This is a genomic window from Micrococcus sp. UYEF5 (genome assembly GCF_040546065.1).
GTDB lineage: Bacteria > Actinomycetota > Actinomycetes > Actinomycetales > Micrococcaceae > Micrococcus > Micrococcus luteus.
In genome coordinates this window covers 239,793-258,226 of record NZ_JBEPNB010000001.1, presented here as the reverse complement: position 1 = coordinate 258,226, position 18,434 = coordinate 239,793, and the positions used below count along the sequence as shown (strand labels likewise).

15 protein-coding genes are annotated in these 18,434 nt (G+C 75.5%); 9 read left to right on the top strand and 6 right to left on the bottom strand.

Features of this window, described 5'->3' with window-relative positions; all coding sequences use genetic code 11:
- Window positions 1-6: 6 nt before the first annotated feature.
- The 3 genes from ABIB16_RS01250 to ABIB16_RS01240 form a co-directional block, all read right to left on the bottom strand.
- Complete coding sequence (locus ABIB16_RS01250) at window positions 7-468, bottom strand: GNAT family N-acetyltransferase (RefSeq protein ID WP_159833055.1); 462 nt, start codon at window positions 466-468, stop codon at window positions 7-9.
- Between the two features lie 61 nt (window positions 469-529).
- On the bottom strand, window positions 530-1,213 hold the full coding sequence (locus ABIB16_RS01245) for an isochorismatase family protein (RefSeq protein ID WP_049145233.1): 684 nt from the start codon (window positions 1,211-1,213) through the stop codon (window positions 530-532).
- A gap of 3 nt (window positions 1,214-1,216) precedes the next feature.
- Complete coding sequence (locus tag ABIB16_RS01240; protein ID WP_010079001.1) at window positions 1,217-2,569, bottom strand: nicotinate phosphoribosyltransferase; 1,353 nt, start codon at window positions 2,567-2,569, stop codon at window positions 1,217-1,219.
- Window positions 2,570-2,633: 64 nt separating this feature from the next.
- Between ABIB16_RS01240 and clpS the strand changes: the two genes are divergently transcribed.
- Genes clpS through ABIB16_RS01205 form a run of 7 tightly spaced genes read left to right on the top strand, consistent with a single transcriptional unit; the run spans window position 2,634 to window position 8,128 of the window.
- Window positions 2,634-2,996, top strand: coding sequence for an ATP-dependent Clp protease adapter ClpS (gene clpS / locus ABIB16_RS01235; RefSeq protein WP_002857236.1), 363 nt, complete (start codon window positions 2,634-2,636; stop codon window positions 2,994-2,996).
- Window positions 2,997-3,004: 8 nt separating this feature from the next.
- The gene (locus ABIB16_RS01230) at window positions 3,005-3,772 is read left to right on the top strand and encodes a DUF2017 family protein (RefSeq protein ID WP_069941945.1); all 768 of its coding nucleotides are present in this window, start codon (window positions 3,005-3,007) and stop codon (window positions 3,770-3,772) included.
- Window positions 3,769-4,701 carry a glutamate racemase gene (gene murI, locus ABIB16_RS01225; protein WP_049145229.1) on the top strand — a complete coding sequence of 311 codons (933 nt, stop codon included), beginning with the start codon at window positions 3,769-3,771 and terminating at the stop codon, window positions 4,699-4,701. Before ABIB16_RS01230 ends, murI begins: the two co-directional genes overlap by 4 nt.
- On the top strand, window positions 4,698-5,513 hold the full coding sequence (locus ABIB16_RS01220) for an MBL fold metallo-hydrolase (RefSeq protein ID WP_069941944.1): 816 nt from the start codon (window positions 4,698-4,700) through the stop codon (window positions 5,511-5,513). The genes murI and ABIB16_RS01220 overlap by 4 nt, the downstream gene beginning before the upstream one ends.
- Window positions 5,514-5,535: 22 nt before the next feature.
- Window positions 5,536-6,300 (top strand): ribonuclease PH, encoded by a 765-nt coding sequence (rph, locus tag ABIB16_RS01215; protein WP_036382145.1) that lies wholly within the window; start codon window positions 5,536-5,538, stop codon window positions 6,298-6,300.
- Entirely contained in the window at window positions 6,297-6,986 is a 690-nt protein-coding gene (locus ABIB16_RS01210) for a non-canonical purine NTP pyrophosphatase (RefSeq protein ID WP_044659188.1), read from the top strand. Before rph ends, ABIB16_RS01210 begins: the two co-directional genes overlap by 4 nt.
- Entirely contained in the window at window positions 6,983-8,128 is a 1,146-nt protein-coding gene (locus tag ABIB16_RS01205) for a 3'-5' exonuclease (protein WP_069941943.1), read from the top strand. Before ABIB16_RS01210 ends, ABIB16_RS01205 begins: the two co-directional genes overlap by 4 nt.
- A 5-nt stretch (window positions 8,129-8,133) precedes the next feature.
- Here ABIB16_RS01205 and ABIB16_RS01200 read toward each other — a convergent pair whose 3' ends face one another.
- Entirely contained in the window at window positions 8,134-9,288 is a 1,155-nt protein-coding gene (locus ABIB16_RS01200; protein WP_354436008.1) for an ADP-ribosylglycohydrolase family protein, read from the bottom strand.
- A gap of 66 nt (window positions 9,289-9,354) precedes the next feature.
- On the opposite strand from ABIB16_RS01200, the gene ABIB16_RS01195 reads away from it, so the two are divergent.
- Window positions 9,355-10,578, top strand: coding sequence for an exonuclease SbcCD subunit D (locus ABIB16_RS01195; protein WP_135101836.1), 1,224 nt, complete (start codon window positions 9,355-9,357; stop codon window positions 10,576-10,578).
- On the top strand, window positions 10,575-13,619 hold the full coding sequence (locus ABIB16_RS01190; RefSeq protein WP_134376924.1) for an AAA family ATPase: 3,045 nt from the start codon (window positions 10,575-10,577) through the stop codon (window positions 13,617-13,619). The genes ABIB16_RS01195 and ABIB16_RS01190 overlap by 4 nt, the downstream gene beginning before the upstream one ends.
- Window positions 13,620-13,665: 46 nt before the next feature.
- Here ABIB16_RS01190 and ABIB16_RS01185 read toward each other — a convergent pair whose 3' ends face one another.
- Both ABIB16_RS01185 and ABIB16_RS01180 read right to left on the bottom strand, forming a co-directional pair.
- On the bottom strand, window positions 13,666-16,899 hold the full coding sequence (locus tag ABIB16_RS01185) for an efflux RND transporter permease subunit (protein ID WP_095353804.1): 3,234 nt from the start codon (window positions 16,897-16,899) through the stop codon (window positions 13,666-13,668).
- A 7-nt stretch (window positions 16,900-16,906) separates the two neighbouring features.
- The gene (locus ABIB16_RS01180) at window positions 16,907-18,397 is read right to left on the bottom strand and encodes a malate:quinone oxidoreductase (RefSeq protein WP_205805183.1); all 1,491 of its coding nucleotides are present in this window, start codon (window positions 18,395-18,397) and stop codon (window positions 16,907-16,909) included.
- Window positions 18,398-18,434 lie beyond the last annotated feature (37 nt).

The following is an 18,434-nucleotide window of genomic DNA, read 5'->3' as shown; positions in this document are numbered from 1 at the left end:
CCGGGCTCAGCCGTCCCGGGACTGGAAGCGCACGAAGGCGCGCAGCTCGTCGCCCTCCACGTCATGGGACTCGCGGAATCCATGGGCCTCGTAGAAGGCGCGCTGACGCTCCTCGGTGTCCGTGAGCAGCACGTGCTGACGCACCTGGCCGAACCGCGCGAAGACGCGGCGCAGCAGCTCGGAGGCGATGCCGCGGCGCTGGTGCCCCGGATCCACGAGGATGTCCTGCAGGTAGGCGATGGTGTGTCCGTCGGAGACCACGCGGGCCAGACCGACCAGTCGGCCGCCGTCGAAGGCGGTCACCACGGTGGCCGAGCCCTGCAGCCCGCCCATGAGCGTGTCCATGTCCCCCGTGGAGGCGGACCAGCCCACGGCGTCGTAGAGGGCGCGGACATCGTCGGCGGCCGGGATCGCCCCGGAGAGGTAGCGGATGCCGTCCCGGTCTGCGGCGATGGGGGAGTCGGTCATGGCTGCTCTCCTCGTCGACGTCGGGGACCGGCTCCGGCACGCCCGCCGGGGCCGCACCCGCTCACGAGGTCGCCAGGATGGCCCCGGCGGCCTCCATCTCGTGGAGCGCGGCCTGGGCGGCCGCCTCGTCGACGCCGGCCACCAGGTCGGTCAGCACGGTGACCTCGTAGCCGGCGTCGAGGGCGTCGAGCACGGTGGCGCGCACGCAGTGGTCCGTGGCGATGCCCACCACGGTGATCGCGTCCACGCCCTGCTCACGGAGCCACTCGTCGAGGCCGGGGGCGCCGGACTCGACGGCGGCCGCGGCCACGGCGGTGGCCCCGTACGGGCCGACGGTCCCGGAGGGGCGCTCGCCCGCGGCCCCGGTCGGGACGGCGTCGGGCTCGCCGAGGGCGCCGTCGAAGCCGGAGTAGGCGTCCGTGTGCAGGCCCTTGAGGAACTCGGCGTCGAGGTGCTCGGCGTCCAGGTCGGGATGCAGCTCGGCGCCGGCGGTGCCGGCCACACAGTGCACCGGCCAGGTGGTGCGGAAATCCGGCTCGGCGCCGGTGGCCGCGGCGAAGTGCGTGCCCGGGTCGACGTGCCAGTCGCGCGTGGCGGCCACGGCCGCGTAGGCGTCCGCGTGCTCGGCCAGGTGCTCGCTGACCCCGGCCGCGACGGCGGCGCCGCCGGCCACGCCGAGGGCGCCGCCCTCGCAGAAGTCGTTCTGCACGTCCACGATCACCAGGGCGCGGTTCAGGTTCTCCATGGGTCAGTCCTCCAGGAAGATGGTCGGGATGGCGGGGTCGCCCGGCTGCAGGCGGCCCACCGAGGCGGGCAGCTCGCGCAGGGAGGCGGCGTGCCGCTCGGCGGCGCGGGTGACGGCCTCGGGGCCGGTCCAGCCCTCGGCCAGCTCGCCGGCGTGCACGAAACGGTGCAGCAGGGGACGGTCGTCGGCGTCGGGCGCGGCGCTGCGGTTGACGCCGATCACCTCGGCGGTGGCCCGGCCCCGCGGGTCGCGGCGGCGCGCGGCCTCCTTGCGGCCGCCCCGGCTGGCCTTGCCGGAACTGGCCTTGGCCACGTCCACCCACGTGCCGTCGTCGTCCTGGCGGGCCACGAGCTTGTAGACCATGGAGGCGGTGGGCGCGCCGGACCCGGTGACCAGGCGCGTGCCCACGCCGTACGAGCTGACGGGGGCGGAGCGCAGGGCGGCGATCGCGTACTCGTCCAGGTCCGAGGTGACCATGATCCCGGTCTCGGTGTTGCCCAGCTCGTCGAGCAGCTCGCGCACGCGGTGGGCCTGGATCACGAGGTCGCCGGAGTCGACCCGGACGTTCCGCAGGGCCGGGCCGGCCACCTCGACCGCGGTGCGCACGCCCTGCTCCACGTCATACGTGTCCACGAGGAGGGTGGTGTCCGCTCCGAGCGCGGCGACCTGGGCCTCGAAGGCGGCGCGCTCCGAGTCGTGCAGCAGGGTGAAGGAGTGGGCGGCGGTGCCGACGGTCGGGATGCCGTACCGGCGGCCCGCCTCGAGGTTCGAGGTGGCGGTGAAGCCCGCGATGGCCGCGGCGCGGGCGGCGGCCACGGCGGACTCCTCGTGCGTGCGGCGCGAGCCCATCTCGGCGCACGGGCGGCCGTCCGCGACGGCCGTCATGCGGGAGGCGGCGGAGGCCACGGCGGAGTCGTAGTTGTAGATGGAGAGCAGGTAGGTCTCCAGGATGCACGCCTCGGCGAACGTCGACTCCACCTGCAGGAGGGGGGAATGCGGGAAGTAGGCCTCGCCCTCGGCGTAGCCCACGATGTCGCCCGTGAACTCGTAGTCGGCGAGCCAGGCCAGCGTGGCGTCGTCGAGGGCGGTGGTGTCCGCGAGGAAGTCGAGCTCGGGCGTGTCGAACCGGAAGCGGGACAGGCCCTCCAGCGCGCGGCCCACGCCGGCCACCACGCCGTAGCGGCGGCCGCTGGGCAGGCGTCGGGTGAACAGCTCGAAGCGGGAGCGGCGGTGCGCGGTGCCGGCCTTCAGCGCGGCCTGGAGCATGGTCAGCTCGTAGTGGTCGGTCATCAGCGCCGTGGGGATCTGCCAGTCGTCGGCGGTCCGCGGGGCGCTGGGCACGGGGTTCTGGCTCACGCGCCCACCCTAGTGGACCGTGGCGGGGCCGGTCCTGGCCCGCCCGCCTCGTACACTGGGGCGCATGTCCGTGCTGACCCGCCACGATCCGTCCGCGCCGCGCGCCGTGCGTCCGGCGCCGGGTGAGTCCGTCCCCGCCGGCGCCACCGACACCGCCCTGCTGGAGCGGCCTCACGAGGACACAGCCCGGGACCGGCCGTGGAACGTCGTGGTGTGGAACGACCCGGTGAACCTGATGAGCTACGTCGCCTACGTGTTCCGCACCCACTTCGGCTACTCCGCCGCCAAGGCGCAGCGGCTCATGCTCGAGGTCCACGAGCGGGGCCGGTCCGTGGTGGCGACGGGCACCAAGGAGAAGGCCGAGCTGCACGTGGGCGCGATGCACGGCTACGGTCTGTGGGCCACGCTGGAGCAGGCGGAGGACTGAGGAGGGGCATGGCAGAACGGTTCCGCTGGACGCGGCGGGGGTACACGGCGCAGCTGGAGCTGCCGGAGGTGCGCCTGCTGCGCGGGCTGGTCAGGGACGTCGTCGCCCTGCTCGAGGGCCGACGCGCGGACGTGCGCCCCGCCGAGGCGGACCCCGCCGAGGCCCCGGCCGCCGAGGACGGCGTCGACACGCCCGAAGATCCCCCGGCGGCGCCGCCGTCCGTGTCCGCCGCGCAGGACGCGGGCCCCGTGGCCGGGCTGGACGCGTCCGACGCCGCGTTCTGGGGGCTGGTCTCCGGCCTGCACCTGAGCCAGGACCCGGAGCCGCAGCGCTCGGCCCCCACCGACCCGGCCGTCGCACGCCTCCTGCCGGATGCGATGCCCCAGGCCGGCGCCGCCGAACAGGGCGCCCACCGGGCCCTGACCGAGGACGCCCTGTCGGAGGGGAAGCTCGCGGACGCGCGCCTGGCCCTCGAGCTGCTGCGCTCGACGCGCGTGGAGGTGCCGCACGACCAGGCGCCGGCCTTCGGCCGCGCGCTCAACGACGTGCGCCTCGTCCTGGCCGCCCGCCTGGGCGTCGAGACCGAGGAGGACGCCGCCCGCGTGCACGCCGTGGACGACTGGCGCAGCGCGGAGGACGTCGAGTCCACCATGGCCCTGCTCTACAACTTCACCTCGTGGCTGCTGGAGACGCTCATGACGGAGATGCTCAGCGAGCTGCCCGAGGGCGCGGACGAGTCCGCGCCGGGCGCCGGGGACGCGGAGGACGAGCAGTGAGCGGCCAGCGCGCCGCCGTGGACGCCGCCGCGCCGATCGGCGTGTTCGACTCGGGCGTGGGCGGGCTGACCGTGGCCCGGGCGATCATGGACCAGCTGCCCCACGAGTCCATCCTCTACGTGGGCGACACGGAGCACTCGCCGTACGGCCCGCGGCCCATCGCCGAGGTACGGGCCCTCGCCCTGGCGATCATGGACGAGCTCGTCGCGCGCGGCGTCAAGGCGCTCGTGATCGCGTGCAACTCCGCGTCGGCCGCCGTGCTGCGCGACGCCCGCGAGCGCTACACGGGAGGCCACGGCATCCCCGTGATCGAGGTGATCCAGCCCGCCGTGCGCCGCGCCGTGGCCGCCACCCGCACGGGCCGGATCGGCGTGATCGGCACCGAGGCGACCGTCGGGTCCCGCGCCTACGAGGACTCGTTCTCGGCCGCCCCGCACCTCGAGATCACCTCGGTCGCGTGCCCGCGGTTCGTGGAGTTCGTGGAGGCCGGCATCACCACCGGCCCCGAACTGCTGGAGACCGCCCGGGAGTACACGGCCCCGCTGCGCGCGGCGGGCGTGGACACCCTCGTGCTGGGATGCACCCACTACCCGCTGCTGACCGGCGCCCTCTCGCTCGTGATGGGGGAGGACGTCACGCTCGTCTCCTCCGCGGAGGAGACCGCCAAGGACCTCTACCGGGAACTGGTCCGCCTCGGCCTCGAGCACCCCCACTCGGCCGCGGGCTCCGGCCAGGCCACCCGCCACCGCTTCGCCGCCACCGGCGACCCCGACCACTTCCAGGCCCTCGCGCGCCGCTTCCTCGGACCCGAGGTCGAGTCCGTGCGCCGCCTGGAGACGATCGGCGCGCCCCGCCCCGCGGCCGCGCCGGTCCCGACGCGCTCGACGGCCTTCGTGCGGCTGGGCGCCGAGCAGGAGGGTGTGACGTGAAGCTGACCATCATCGGGGCCTCCGGGTCCTTCCCCGGCCCGGGCTCACCCGCCTCGTGCTACCTCCTCACCGCCGAGGGCGTGGCCGAGGACGGCGTCACCCCGCGCACATGGCGGATCCTGCTGGACCTCGGCAACGGCGCCCTCGGCGTGCTGCAGCGCTACGTCGAGCTCGAGGACCTGGACGGCATCCTGCTCTCTCACCTGCACCCGGACCACTTCATGGACCTGTGCGGGATGCACGTGGCCATCCGCTGGAACCCGGCCGGCTGGGACCGCGGCCGGCTGCCCGTCTACGGACCCGCCGGCACCGCCGACCGCATCGCCGAGGCGTACGGGATGGACCCCGAGCCGGGGATGCACCAGGACTTCGAGTTCCGGTGCTGGGCCGCCGGCCGCACCGAGCGGCTCGGTCCGTTCCGGTTCACCCCGGTCCCCGTGCGCCATCCCATCGACGAGGCCTACGCGATCCGGGTCGAGGTGGACCGCGTCGACGACGACGGCGACGTCACCACCCGCGTGCTCACCTACTCCGGGGACACCGACGCGTGTGAGGGGCTCGTCGAGGCCGCGCGGGACGCGGACGTGTTCCTGTGCGAGGCCGCCTTCCACGAGGGCCGGGACGACGGCATCGACGGCGTCCACCTGACCGGCCGACGGGCCGGCGAGACGGCGGCGCAGGCCGGGGCCCGGAAGCTGCTGCTCACACACCTGCCGGTGTGGAACGATCCGCAGCGCGCCGTCCAGGAGGCCCGCGCGGTGTACGACGGCCCGCTGGCCGTCGCCGTCTCGGGGCTGAGCTACGGCGTCTGAGGGCGTGCCTAGACTGGAGGCCATGAGCTCTCCCGCCCCCACCGCCCCCCGCCCGGACGGCCGCGCCGTCGACGAGCTGCGCCCCATCACCATCACCCGGGGCTGGTCCCGGCAGGCGGAGGGCTCGGCCCTGATCGAGTTCGGGAACACCCGCGTGCTGTGCACCGCCTCCTTCACCGAGGGCGTGCCGCGCTGGCTCAAGGGCGAGGGGACCGGCTGGGTCACCGCCGAGTACGCGATGCTCCCGCGGGCCACCAACGAGCGCAGCCAGCGCGAGTCCGTCAAGGGCCGGATCGGCGGGCGCACCCACGAGATCTCCCGCCTGATCGGCCGGTCCCTGCGCGCCGTCATCGACCTGTCCGCCCTGGGGGAGAACACCATCGTCCTGGACTGCGACGTCCTCGACGCCGACGGCGGCACCCGCACCGCCGCCATCACGGGCGCCTACGTCGCCCTCGCCGAGGCGGTGGCCTGGGCGCGGCGCGAGGGGATCCTCGCCAAGGGCGCCGCCGTCCTCAAGGACTCCGTCGCCGCGGTGTCCGTGGGCATCGTGGACGGGGTGCCCGTCCTCGACCTGCCGTACGTGGAGGACGTGAAGGCGGAGACGGACATGAACGTGGTCGTCACCGGGGCCGGGGAGTTCGTGGAGGTGCAGGGCACCGCCGAGGGCGCGCCGTTCACCCGCGCCGAGCTGGACACCCTGCTGGACCTGGCCCTGATCGGCACGGGTGAGCTGGCCCGCATCCAGGCCGAGACCCTGGCCGCCGCCACGGAGGACCGGGCGTGAGCGCGCCCGCCTCCTCGTCGGCGGGCCTGCCGGAGGGCGCCCGCATCGTGCTCGCCACGCACAACGCGGGCAAGGTGCGCGAGCTGCGGCAGCTGCTCGCCGGCGCCGTGCCCGGCCTCGACGTGGAGGCCGCGGTGGTGGACGCGGGCGCCGTGGGCGCCCCGGACGTCGTCGAGGACGGCGTCACGTTCGCCCAGAACGCGCTGAAGAAGGCCCGCGCCGTGGCCGCGCACACCGGGCTGATCGCCGTCGCGGACGACTCCGGTCTGGCCGTGGACGTGCTGCACGGCGCCCCCGGGATCTTCTCGGCCCGCTGGGCCGGGCGCCACGGGGACGACCGTGCCAACCTCGAGCTGCTGCTGGCCCAGCTGGCCGACGTGCCGGACGAGCATCGGGGTGCCCAGTTCGTGTGCGCCGCCGCGCTCGCGGTCCCCAGCGGCCCGGACGCCGCGGGCGCCCGGGCCATCCACGTCGAGCACGTCGAGCACGGCCGCCTGCCCGGCACGCTGCTGCGCGAGCCCGTGGGGGACGGCGGCTTCGGCTACGACCCGATCCTGCGGCCCGAGGGCCGGGACGTGTCCACCGCGCAGCTGAGCCCCGAGGACAAGAACGCGATCAGCCACCGGGGGCACGCCTTCCGCGCCCTGCTGCCCTACCTGGTGGACGCGCTCGACGCGCGCCCGTGAGCGGCGGGCGCGTCCCCGTGCCGGGGCTGGACTTCACCGCGATCGACTTCGAGACCGCCAACGGCTTCCGCGGCTCCCCGTGCGCCGTGGGCGCCGTCCGGGTGCGGGACGGGGTCATGGTGGACCGTGCCGAGTGGCTGATCCGTCCGCCCGTCGGCTTCGACCGGTTCGATCCCCGCAACGTGCGCATCCACGGCATCACCGAGGACCGCGTCCTGGACGCCCCCCGGTTCGCGCAGGTGTACGACGAGCTCGCGGACTTCGTGGGGACGGACGTGCTCGCGGCGCACAACGCGGGCTTCGACGTCGGCGTCATCGAGTCCGGCCTCGAGGTCTCCGGCCGGGACGTGCCGGGCCTGGAGTTCGTGTGCACCCTGGTGCTGGCGCGCCGCGTCTACGACCTGCCCTCGTACGCCCTGCCCTCCGCGGCGCGCGAGGCCGGGTTCACCCCGGGGCGCCACCACGACGCACTGGCCGACGCCGAGGCCTGCGCGGCCATCCTCGTGGACATCGGCCGGCGCGTGCTGGGGGCGCCGCCGGCCGACGCGGAGATTCTGCCCGGGCTGACCGACGCGCCGGCCGGCCGCGGCGTCGACCGCCTGATGCGGGCCCAGGGGCTGAGCGTCAGCGTCCTCGCCCCCCGGGCGGCGGGATCGGGCGCCGAGTCGAAGGCCACCCGCCAGGCCCGGCGTACCGAGGGCGTCTTCGACGCGCGGGTCCCGCTGCGGGACGAACGCGCCATGCCCGACTTCATGCGCTGGCCGGACGAGGGCGTCAATCCGCTCCCGAACCCGGCCGCCGACCCGGGCCACCCCCTGTTCGGCCAGACCGTGGTGTTCACGGGCGGCATCGGCATGTCGCGTCAGAGTGCCAAGACGCGCGCGGCCGCGCACGGCGCGCAGACCGCGAACCGGGTGGGCGCGGCCACCACGATGCTCGTCGTGGGGGACGGCTTCGAGGCCGCGGACCTGCACCGCCCGCGCGCCGAGGACGGGGCACCGCAGGCCGTGACCACGGCGCTGGCGCACCGCAAGACGCGGGACGCCCTGCGCCGGCGGGACCGTGGGCAGGCCATCGCCCTGGTCTCCGAGGGGGAGTTCCTGCAGATGCTCGACGGGAACTGGCCGGACGCCGCGCGCTGAACCACTCAGGTGGTCGCGGCGCTCCAGCGCCGGGCGGCCTCCAGGACGACCTCGCGCTCGGCGACCCACCCCGGGACGGAGGCCTCGGCCGCGGCGCGGTCCGCGGGGTCGTGCGCGCCGAACACGGCGGTGCCGTGCGCCGCGCCGAGCACCTGCCCGGCCAGCGAGGCCGTGGAGTCGGAGTCGCCGTCGTGGTTCACGCCGATCCGCAGCGCCAGGGCGAGCGCCGCCGCCGGATCGGCCGGGTGTGCCGCCTGCGCGGTGAGCGCGGCATAGAGCGCGATGGCCAGGGCCTCCTCCGCGACCCAGCCCTCGCCGAGCGCGGTGGGGAGGGCGCCGGGGGCGCCGGGGTCGGCGTCGACGGTGCCGGCCAGGTCGACCGCCGCGGTGACGGCGGCGCGGGTCTCCTCGGCCTCCTCGCCCAGGGTGTCGAGCCACGCGCGGGCGTGCGCGACCGCGGCGGCCAGGTCCAGGCCGCGCAGCAGGGCCGCGATGACGAGGGCGTACGCGGCCGCCGCGACCCACGCGGTGGGGTGGCCGTGCGTGAGGACGGCCCCCTGGCGGGCAAGGGACACGACGTGCGGGTCCTCGAGCCCCGGCACCATCCCGTACGGGGCCGAGCGCATGACCGTCCCGCAGCCCTTCGAACCCGGGTTGTGCGGGTCGCCCGGCAGGCCCATCCCCGGTTCGGCGAGCCCGGTCAGGCACGCGGTGCCCGGCGCGCGGCGCACCTTCAGCTCCGCGTGCGCGTCGATCCAGCGGGACGGGGCCGGGGGAGCGCCCTCGGGCAGCGCGCCGTCCTGCGTGGCGAACCAGCGCAGGCACGCGAGCCACACGCACGCCGCGGGATCGGCCGGGACGCCGTCGTTCTGCCACTCGATCCACTCGAGCAGGCCGTCGAGCACGTACAGCGTCAGCTGCGTGTCGTCCGTGATCGGCAGGGCGTGGGCGCCCTCCTGGGCGAGCAGGTCCGCGGCGTCGGTGACGCCGGCGGGGCCGTGCACCGCCGCGATCCCCGACGCGGGGGTGAACTCGACGACGCCGCCCAGCGCGTCCCCGGCGGCACCGGCCGCGAGGAGGGCCAGGACCCGGTCGGCGTGCTCGGGGCCGGGCAGGGGCGTGGACGAGGAGGCGGTGGGCTCGGGCGCGGTGGCGGACATGCCGCCATCGTACGAGCTGCACCGCGTCGTGCTTATCCCGTCCACACCCTCCCTAGAGTGGGCCGCATGATCCTGCTGCACACCTCGGACTGGCATCTGGGCCGGTCGTTCCACGGCACCGGGCTGCTCGAGGCCCAGGAGGAGGTCCTGGACGCCCTCGTCGCGACCGTGACGGAGCGCGGCGTGGACGCCGTCCTGCTGGCCGGGGACGTGTACGACCGCGCGCTGCCGCCGGCGGACGCCGTCCGGCTGCTGGACCGGACGCTCACCCGGCTGCACGCGGCCGGCGCCCAGGTGGTGCTCACGAGCGGCAACCACGACTCGGCGGTGCGCCTCGGCTTCGGCGGCGGACTCCTGGCGGCCGCGGGCGTGCACGTGCGCGCGGACGCGGCGGAGCTGGACCGCCCCGTGCTGCTCACCGAGCCCGGAGTCGACGGCGGTGCGGGCCAGACCGTGGCCGTCTACGGCATCCCCTACCTCGAACCGCGCCACCAGGGACCGGCCTGGGGCGTGGAGGCCCACCACACGGCCGTGCTGACGGAGGCGGTCCGCCGCGTCCACGCCGATCTGGCCGCCCGCCGCGCCGAGACGCCGGAGCCGGTGGCCGCCGTCGTGCTGGCCCACCTGTTCGCGGCCGGGGGCCACGGCTCCGAGTCCGAACGGGACATCGGCGAGGGCGAGCACGTCGAGCCGGACGCCCCGCCCGAGATGCTGGTGGGCACGCTGGGGCAGGTGCCGGTCTCCGTGTTCGACGGGCTCGACTACGCGGCCCTGGGCCACCTGCACGGCCGCCAGCGGCTGGCAGAGCACGTGCGGTACTCCGGCTCACCGCTGCCGTACTCCTTCTCCGAGGCGGGCCACCGCAAGGGCGGCTGGCTCGTCCACGTCACGGGCGGGGCCGTCACCGACGTCGAGGCCGTGGACTGGGACGCCGGACGGCGCCTGGCGGTGCTGTCCGGGCCGATCGAGGACCTGCTGGAGTCCCCGGAGTTCGCGTGGGCGGAGCAGTGCTGGGTGCAGGTCACCGTCACCGACGACGAACGCCCCGAGCGGGCCCTGGAGCGCCTGAAGACCCGGTTCCCCTCCGTGCTCGTCTTCCGCCACGAACCGGCCGGCGGGAGGCGGGCCCGGGAGCGGACCTACGCCCAGGTCCTGCGGCAGGCACCCTCGGACCACGCGCTCGCGGTCGGTTTCGTGGACCACGTCCGGCAGCGGCCGGCCAGCGGGGCCGAGCAGGACCTGCTGCGGGACGCCCTCGAGGCCGCTCGCGCGGGGGAGGTGCGCGCATGAGGATCCATCGGATGCGCCTGGAGGGGCTCGGGCCCTACGCCCAGGCGCAGGACGTCGACTTCGACCGGCTCAACGCGGGCGGCCTGTTCCTGCTGGACGGGCCCACCGGCGCGGGCAAGTCCACGGTGCTGGCCGCGCTGTGCTTCGCCCTCTACGGGACCGTGCCGGGCGGACGGTCGGCCGAGTCGCTCGTGACCACGCTGCGCGAGCCCGGCGCGGTGATCCCCGAGGTGCAGGTCGAGTTCACCGTGCAGGGCCGGCGCTTCGAGGTGGTCCGCTCGCCCAAGCACGAGCGGCCCCGCCGGAGACGCAGCGCGGCGGGCGGCGCCACCGTCACCACGCAGGCCACGGTCTCCCTGCGGGAACGCGTGGACGGGGAATGGACGGCGCCGCTCACCCGGGCGGACGAGGTCGGCCAGCAGATCGCGGCCGTCCTGCACCTGGACGCCGAGCAGTTCATGCAGGTGGTCCTGCTGCCTCAGGGACAGTTCGCCCAGTTCCTCACCGCGAAGTCGGATGAGCGCCGCGTCCTGCTGCGGCGGCTCTTCGGCACGCAGCGCTTCGACGGCGTCGAGGAGCACCTGCGCGTCGAGACGGCCCGGCTGGACACCGCGGTGGCCGTGGACGCGGACGTGGCCCGGACCGCGCGGGCACAGCTGGCCGAGGCGCTCCACGAGGCGCTCGGCCCGGACTGGCATGCGCCGGAGCCGTCACCGGACACGGACGACCGGCTGCTCGCCCTCGCCGCCGAGCGCGCAGGTCGCGCCCACGAGGACGCGCGGGCCGACCTCGCCACGGCCCGCGCCGCGGAGCAGCGGGCCCGGGTGACGGCGCGTGAGCTGGAGACCCGCGGGCGGGACCTGGCCGCGGCCGAGGCGTGGGCGAGCCGTCGACGCGACCACGACGCCGAGGCCGAGACCGCCGCGGCGCGGCGCCGCGCCGTCGACGCCCATGAGCGCGCCGGGCGGGTGCTCGCGGCCGCCCAGCGGGCCACCGCGGCGGCGGACGCCGCCGGCACCGCGTCGGAGACGGTGACGGAGGCCCTGGCGCACGTCGAGGACGAGCCGACCGCGGCGGCGTGGCTCGCCGCCGCCCGGGCGGACGGGGCCGCCGACGCGCCCGCCTCCCGCCAGGCGCTGGGGGAGGCCGAGCGCGCCGCGGAGGCGGTGGCACGCGCCGTCCAGGACCGTGCCCGGATGGGCGAGCTGGAGCAGGAGGCGGCCGCCGCGGCGGAGCGTCGGGCCGAGATCGGCCGCGACCGCGCCGCCCTGGTCGAGTCCCGCCCCGAGCGTGAGGCGGCCGTCGCGGCACACCGCGCGGCCGTCGAACGCGGCACCGAGCGTCTCGGCGCCCGGGAGGCCGTGGACCGCGCCGTGTCCGAGGCCGCCGCTCGCCGCACGGCCGCCGAGGCCGCGGCCGCCCGCGCCGTCGAGGCAGAGACCGCGGCCCGGGCCCACCGGGAGGCACAGGAGCGGCGACGCGAGGCCGCCGAACGGCACGTCGGTCTGCTGCGTGCCCGGTACGAGCAGGCCGCCTCCGAACTGGCGGAGCGGCTCGTGCCCGGCGAGCCGTGCGCCGTGTGCGGCTCGCCCGAGCACCCGGCCCCGGCCGCCACCGCGGACACCACGGTGACCGAGGCGGACGTGCGGGACGCCGAGCAGGCCCGGACCGCGGCCGACCGGGCCGCGACCGACGCCGAGACCGCCCTGCGCGCCGCCGAGCAGACCCTCCGCACGGCGCGCGAGGCCGCCGCCGGGCTCGCACCCGAGGCCGCGCGAGAGGCGCTCGAGCGCGCCGAGGCCGAACGGGCCGCGCTGGACCAGGCGGCGAAGGACCTCGCCGCGGACCGCCGGCGGCTGACCGCCGCCGAGAAGACGCTCGCCGGGGCCGACGAGACCGCCGCCGCGCTCGCGGCCGAGGACGGTCGGCTCGCCGAGGCCGCCGCCCACCGTGCCGCCCGGCTGACCGAGCTGCGGGACGCCGTCGAGGCCGCCCGCGGTGACGCCGAGACCCTCGACGCCCGCCGCGACCAGGTCACCGCCGCACGCCGGGTCCTGGCCGCCCTCGCTGCGGCGCAGGACGAGGACGCGCGCGCCCGGGCGGTCGCCGACGAGACCGACCAGGCGCTCACCGCCGCGCTGGCCGAACAGCGCTTCGACGACGTCGACGCGGCGCGCGCGGCCCGCCTCGAGGAGACGGAGGCCGCCGCGCGCACGGCCGCCGTGCAGGAGTGGCACGCCGAACGGGCCCGCCTCGCCGAGCTCGAGGCGAGCGAGCCCGTCCGCCGGGGCCGCGCCCTCGCCGAGGCGGGCGTCGAGCCGCCGACCGAGGAGCAGACCCGCGCCGCCGCCGAGGCGCTCGCCGCGGCCGAGGCCGCGAGCTCGTCCCGGGCGACGGCGGTCGGGCGACTCGATTCACTCGTCGCCACGGTGCGCCGCCAGTCAGCCGCCCTGACCGAGGTCCTGGAGCGGTCCGCCGGGCTCATCGCCGAGCACACGCGGGTGCGGGGGCTGCTCGACCTCGTCCGCGGCGGCGGGGAGAACCTGCTTAAGATGCCCCTGACGAGCTACGTCCTCGCCGGGCGGCTCGAGGAGGTCGCCGCCGCGGCCACCGAGCGTCTGCTCGCCATGACGGACCAGCGGTATTCGATCGAGTACTCCGACGCCGTGGGCGGGCGCGGGAACAAGGGCCTCGAACTCGTCATCCGGGACCACTACGTGGACGAGACGCGCCACCCGGCCACGCTCTCGGGCGGCGAGACCTTCATGGCCTCCCTCGCCCTCGCCCTGGGGCTCGCGGACACCGTGCAGGCCGAAGCCGGCGGCATCGAACTGGACACGCTCTTCGTGGACGAGGGCTTCGGCTCGCTCGACGCGGACACCCTCGACGACGTCCTGGACGTCGTGGACACCCTGCGGACCGGTGGCCGGACCGTGGGCCTCGTCTCCCACGTCGAACGGATGAGGCAGGAGATCGGCGTGCGCCTCGAGGTGCGCAAGGACCGGCGCGGCTCGAGCCTCGCGGTGCACGACGGCGCCTGAGCGACGGGGGTGCGCCCCGCCGCCCCGGCCCGCGCCACGCGTGAGGTCAGGCCCGGCGCCACCGCCGGCGGAGGCGCTGCCGGAGTCGGCCGAGGCGTCCGGCGTCGAGCTCGGACGGGGCCGCCCAACGCTCCTCAGCCCGGCGCGCCTGCTCGGCCGCGCGCTCGGCCGCGACGCGCTGCGCCTCCCGCTCGGCCGCGACACGGCGCTCCTCCTGCAGGCGGCGCTCCCCGCGGACCTCGGTGAGCCGGTACAGCACGGGCACGAGCACGAGCGTGAGCAGGGTGGAGGACACCAGGCCGCCCACCACGGCCACCGCGAGGGGCTGGGAGATGAACCCCGCGTGCCCCGTGATGCCCAGGGCCATCGGGGTCATGGCCAGGATGGTGGCCAGGGCCGTCATCACCACCGGGCGCACGCGGTTGAGCGCGCCCACCTCGATCGCCTCGTCCAGGGTCATGCCGCGGTCGCGGCGGTACTGGTTGATCAGGTCGATCAGCACGATCGCGTTCGTCACCACGATGCCCACCAGCATGAGCAGCCCGATCATCGTGGACAGTCCCAGCGGCGTGCCGGTGGCCAGCAGCGCCAGGAACACGCCCGTGGCGGCGAAGGGGATCGACACGAGCAGCACGAGCGGCTGGCGCAGCGAGTTGAACGTCGCCACCATCACGACGTACACGGTCGCCACGGCGGCCAGCAGCGCCAGTCCGAGGTCCCGGAACGTCTGCGCCTGCTGCTCCGCCGCGCCGCCCACGGCCGCGGTGACGCCCTCGGGCAGGTCCAGCTCCGCCACGGCCTGCGTGACCCGGCGCGAGACGGCCCCGAGGTCCTCGTCGTCCGGGGTCACCGTGACGACGGCGGTCCGCTCGCCGTTCGAGGACGTCACCCGGGCAGGTACGGACATCCGCGAGACCTCGGCGAGGTCCCCCAGCGGCACGGGTCCCTCGGCCGTCTCCACGGGCACCTGGCGCAGGGCGTCGAGGGACTCGACCGGCTCCGGGTCACCCAGCTGCACCGCGAAGCTCTCGAACCCGAAGCGGACGTCGCCCACGGGCGCGGCCTGCAGGGCGGCGGCGGCCTGGCCGGCCACCGCCTCCTCGGTCAGGCCGAGCCGGGCGGCGGCGACGGTGTCCACGTCCACCTGGAACGTCGGGCGCAGGTCCGAGGCCGGCGTCGTCACCTCGCGGGCGCCCTCGACGGGCCGCAGCGCCTCGGCGACCTGATCGGCGGCCGCGGTGAGGGCCTGCGGGTCGGGGGCGGAGACGGACACCTCGATGTCCTGGCCGCCGCTCGGCCCCTGCTGCGTGGAGACGGACACGTCGCCCACGCCGTCGAGACCGGTGAGCTCGGCGCGCACCCCGTCCTGAAGGGCCACCTGGTCCGCATCCGGGTCGGTCACCACCGTGAACCGGGCCCGGTCCGCCGAGGAGCCGCCGAAGGCCCCCATCGGGCCGGCGGCGGTGCCGGCCGTCCACTGGACGGTCTCGACGCCGTCGGTGTCCAGCAGCACGCGTTCGATGCGCTCGGCGGCGGCGGCCGTGGTCTCCAGAGACGCCCCCGGCTCCTGCTCCGCCGTGACGACGAACGAGTTCTGTCCCGAGTCGCCCAGGAGGTTCGTGGGGATCAGCGGGACCAGCGCGGCCGTGCCGGCCAGCAGCGCCAGGGCGGCGGCGAGGGTGACCACGGTGTGCCGCTGCGTCCAGCGCAGCACCGGGCGGTAGGCCCGCGTGAGCCATCCGCCGGCCGCCACGGGCCGGTCGCCGGGGACGGCGGGCGCGGCCGTGGTCTCGGCCCCGCGCCGCGGGGCGCGCAGGAACCACCAGCACAGCACCGGCACGATCGTCAGGGCGACGACGAGGGAGGCCAGCAGGGCGACCGTGGCGGTCACGGCGAAGGGCCGGAACAGCTCGCCGGCCAGGCCGCCCACGAAGGCGATGGGCAGGAACACCGCCACGGAGACCAGGGTGGAGGCGGTGATCGCGGTGGCGACCTCGCGCGTGCCGTCCAGGATCGCGGTGCGCCGGTCGGCGCCCAGGCCGAGGTGCCGGCGGATGTTCTCCACCACCACGATCGCGTCGTCCACGACCCGGCCGATCGAGATCGTCAGCGCCCCGAGCGTCAGCGTGTTGAGGGAGTAGCCGAAGGCCGCGACCCCGATGAGGGCGGCCAGCAGGGACAGCGGAATGGACATGGCGGTGACGAGGGTGGAGCGCACCGAGAGCAGGAACACGGCGATCACCAGCACGGCGAACGCCAGGCCCAGCAGGCCCTCCTGGAACAGCGTGTCGATGGACTGCTGGATGAACGGGGCCTGGTCGAACACCACGGTCAGGTCCGCGCCGCCGCCGACCAGGGACGCCAGCTCCGGCAGGGCGTCGCGCACGGCCTGAGAGACCGCCACGAGGTCGGCGTCCGGGGTCGCGGTCACGGAGACGGACAGCGTCGGCACCCCGTCGGTGCGGGTCAGCGAGGTGGGGGCCGCGGCCACGAGGGTGACGTCGGCGACCTCGTCCAGGGTGCGCGGTTCGCCGTCGCCGGAGGGAGCGACGACGATCCCGCGCAGGCCCTCGAGGTCCTCGACGGCGGCGCCCGCCTGGACGGGATAGGTGGTCGCGCCCTCGGTGACCTGGCCGACGGGGAAGAGGCCGGCGTTCTCCTCGAGCGCGTCGGTGATGTCGGAGGTGGTCAGCCCGGCGGCGGCGAGCGCGGCCGGGTCCGGGACCACGGAGACGTTCTCGTCCGTGCCGCCGAGGACGTCGGCGCCGCGGACGCCGTCGATCTTCTGCAGCCGCGGGGCCAGGACGTCCTCGGCGCGGCGGCGCAGGGTGTTGAGGTCCTCGTCCCCGGACAGGGCGAGGAAGACCACCGGGAAGTCGGAGACGGAGCCCGCGAAGGACGAGGTCTCCGCCTCCTCCGGCAGCTGCGGCCCCAGGTTGGCCACCACGCGGTCCACCTGGGACCGGGCCCGGTTCAGGTCTGTGCCGTAGGCGAACTCCAGCTGGACCGCGTTGAAGCCGGACTGCGACGTGGACCGCGAGGATTCGAGCCCCTCCACGGCCTGCAGGGCCGTCTCGAGGGGCTCGCCCACCTGAGCGTCCACGACCTCGGGGGACGCCCCCGGGTAGAGCGTCGAGACGGAGATGACGGGCAGCTCGAGCGGGGGGATCAGCTCCCGCTTGAGCTGCCCGGCGGAGAGGACGCCGAACACCGCGATGAACACGGTGACGAGCGCCACGAGCGCCCGCCGACCGAGTGAGAACCGTGCGAGCGCTCCCATCGGGGCGTCAGGCCAGCTTCAGTGCGGCGTCCGTGACGGTGCGGACCTCGTCCAGCAGCGCCGGGTCGTCGTTGAGCGTGTGGCCCAGGGACGGGATGAGCTCCTTGAGCGTGCCGTCCCAGCCGGCCATCTTCGCGGGGAAGCAGCGCTCGAGCAGCTTCACCATGATGGGGGCCGCGGTGGAGGCGCCCGGCGAGGCGCCGAGCAGGCCGCCGAGCGAGCCGTCCGCGTGCGTGACGACCTCGGTGCCGAACTGCAGGACGCCGCCGAAGCGGCCCTTGCGCTTCATCACCTGCACGCGCTGGCCCGCGGTGATCAGCTCCCACTCGCCGCCGTCGGCCTCCGGGTAGAACTCGTGCAGCGCGTCGATCTTCTTGTCCCGGGACTTCAGCACCTCGGTCACGAGGTACTTGGTCAGGTCCATGTTGTCCTTGGCCACGTCCAGCATCGTGCTGAGGTTGTGCGGGCGCACGGACAGCGGCAGGTCCAGGTAGGAGCCGGTCTTGAGGAAGTTCGTGGAGAACCCGGCGTAGGGGCCGAACAGCAGGGAGCGCTTGCCGTTGACGAAGCGGGTGTCCAGGTGGGGCACGGACATCGGCGGGGCGCCGACGGCGGCCTGGCCGTACACCTTGGCCATGTGCTGGTTGACCACGGACTCGTCCGTGCAGCGCAGGAACTGGCCGGAGACCGGGAAGCCGCCGAAGCCCTTGGCCTCGGGGATGCCGGACTTCTGCAGCAGGGGCAGGGCGCCGCCGCCGGCACCGACGAAGACGAAGCGGGCGCGGTCCACGAGCTCGGAGCCGGCGGCCTTGTTCTTGACCTTGACCTCCCAGCGGCCGTCCGTGCCGCGGGTGAGGCCGGTGACCTTGTGACCGAAGCGCACCTCGGCGCCGGCGCCGGCCATGGCCGTGATGAGCTGGCGGGTGAGGGAGCCGAAGTCGACGTCGGTGCCGCCGGTGTTGCGGGACGCCGCCAGGCGCTGGCCCGGCTCACGGCCCTCGATCAGCAGCGGGGCCCAGGCACGGATCTGCTCCGGGTCCTCGCTGTGCTCCATGCCGGCGAACAGCGGCTGGGCGGACATGGCCTCATAGCGGGTGCGGAGGTAGTCCGCGTGGTCGTCACCCCACACGAAGGACATGTGCGGCAGCGGGTTGATGAAGGACTTGGGGTCCTTGAGCGTGCCGTCCGCCACCAGGGAGGACCAGAACTGGCGGGTGGTCCAGAACTGCTCGTTGATGCCCAGCGCCTTGGTGACGTCCACCCGTCCGTTCTTGTCCATGGGCGAGTAGTTCAGCTCGCACAGGGCGGCGTGGCCGGTGCCCGCGTTGTTCCACGGGTCGGAGGACTCCAGGCCGGCCTGATCGAGGCTCTCGTACAGGGCGATGGACCAGGTGGGCTCGAGCTTCTGCAGCAGCACGCCCAGGGTGGCGCTCATGATGCCGCCGCCGATCAGGACGACGTCGTGGGTGGCGGTGGACGAGGTGGTGGGCACGGTCAACTCCTGAAGCAGAACGACGGCGGGTGGGCGCAGTGCG

What these genes read in the sequence shown, in the direction of transcription:
- ABIB16_RS01230 (WP_069941945.1), top strand. Translation starts at nt 3,005, where the DNA reads ATGGCAGAACGGTTCCGCTGGACGCGGCGGGGGTACACGGCGCAGCTG.
- ABIB16_RS01250 (WP_159833055.1), bottom strand. Translation starts at nt 468, where the DNA reads ATGACCGACTCCCCCATCGCCGCAGACCGGGACGGCATCCGCTACCTC.
- ABIB16_RS01190 (WP_134376924.1), top strand. Translation starts at nt 10,575, where the DNA reads ATGAGGATCCATCGGATGCGCCTGGAGGGGCTCGGGCCCTACGCCCAG.
- clpS (WP_002857236.1), top strand. Translation starts at nt 2,634, where the DNA reads ATGTCCGTGCTGACCCGCCACGATCCGTCCGCGCCGCGCGCCGTGCGT.
- ABIB16_RS01195 (WP_135101836.1), top strand. Translation starts at nt 9,355, where the DNA reads ATGATCCTGCTGCACACCTCGGACTGGCATCTGGGCCGGTCGTTCCAC.
- rph (WP_036382145.1), top strand. Translation starts at nt 5,536, where the DNA reads ATGAGCTCTCCCGCCCCCACCGCCCCCCGCCCGGACGGCCGCGCCGTC.
- ABIB16_RS01200 (WP_354436008.1), bottom strand. Translation starts at nt 9,288, where the DNA reads ATGTCCGCCACCGCGCCCGAGCCCACCGCCTCCTCGTCCACGCCCCTG.
- ABIB16_RS01185 (WP_095353804.1), bottom strand. Translation starts at nt 16,899, where the DNA reads ATGGGAGCGCTCGCACGGTTCTCACTCGGTCGGCGGGCGCTCGTGGCG.
- ABIB16_RS01245 (WP_049145233.1), bottom strand. Translation starts at nt 1,213, where the DNA reads ATGGAGAACCTGAACCGCGCCCTGGTGATCGTGGACGTGCAGAACGAC.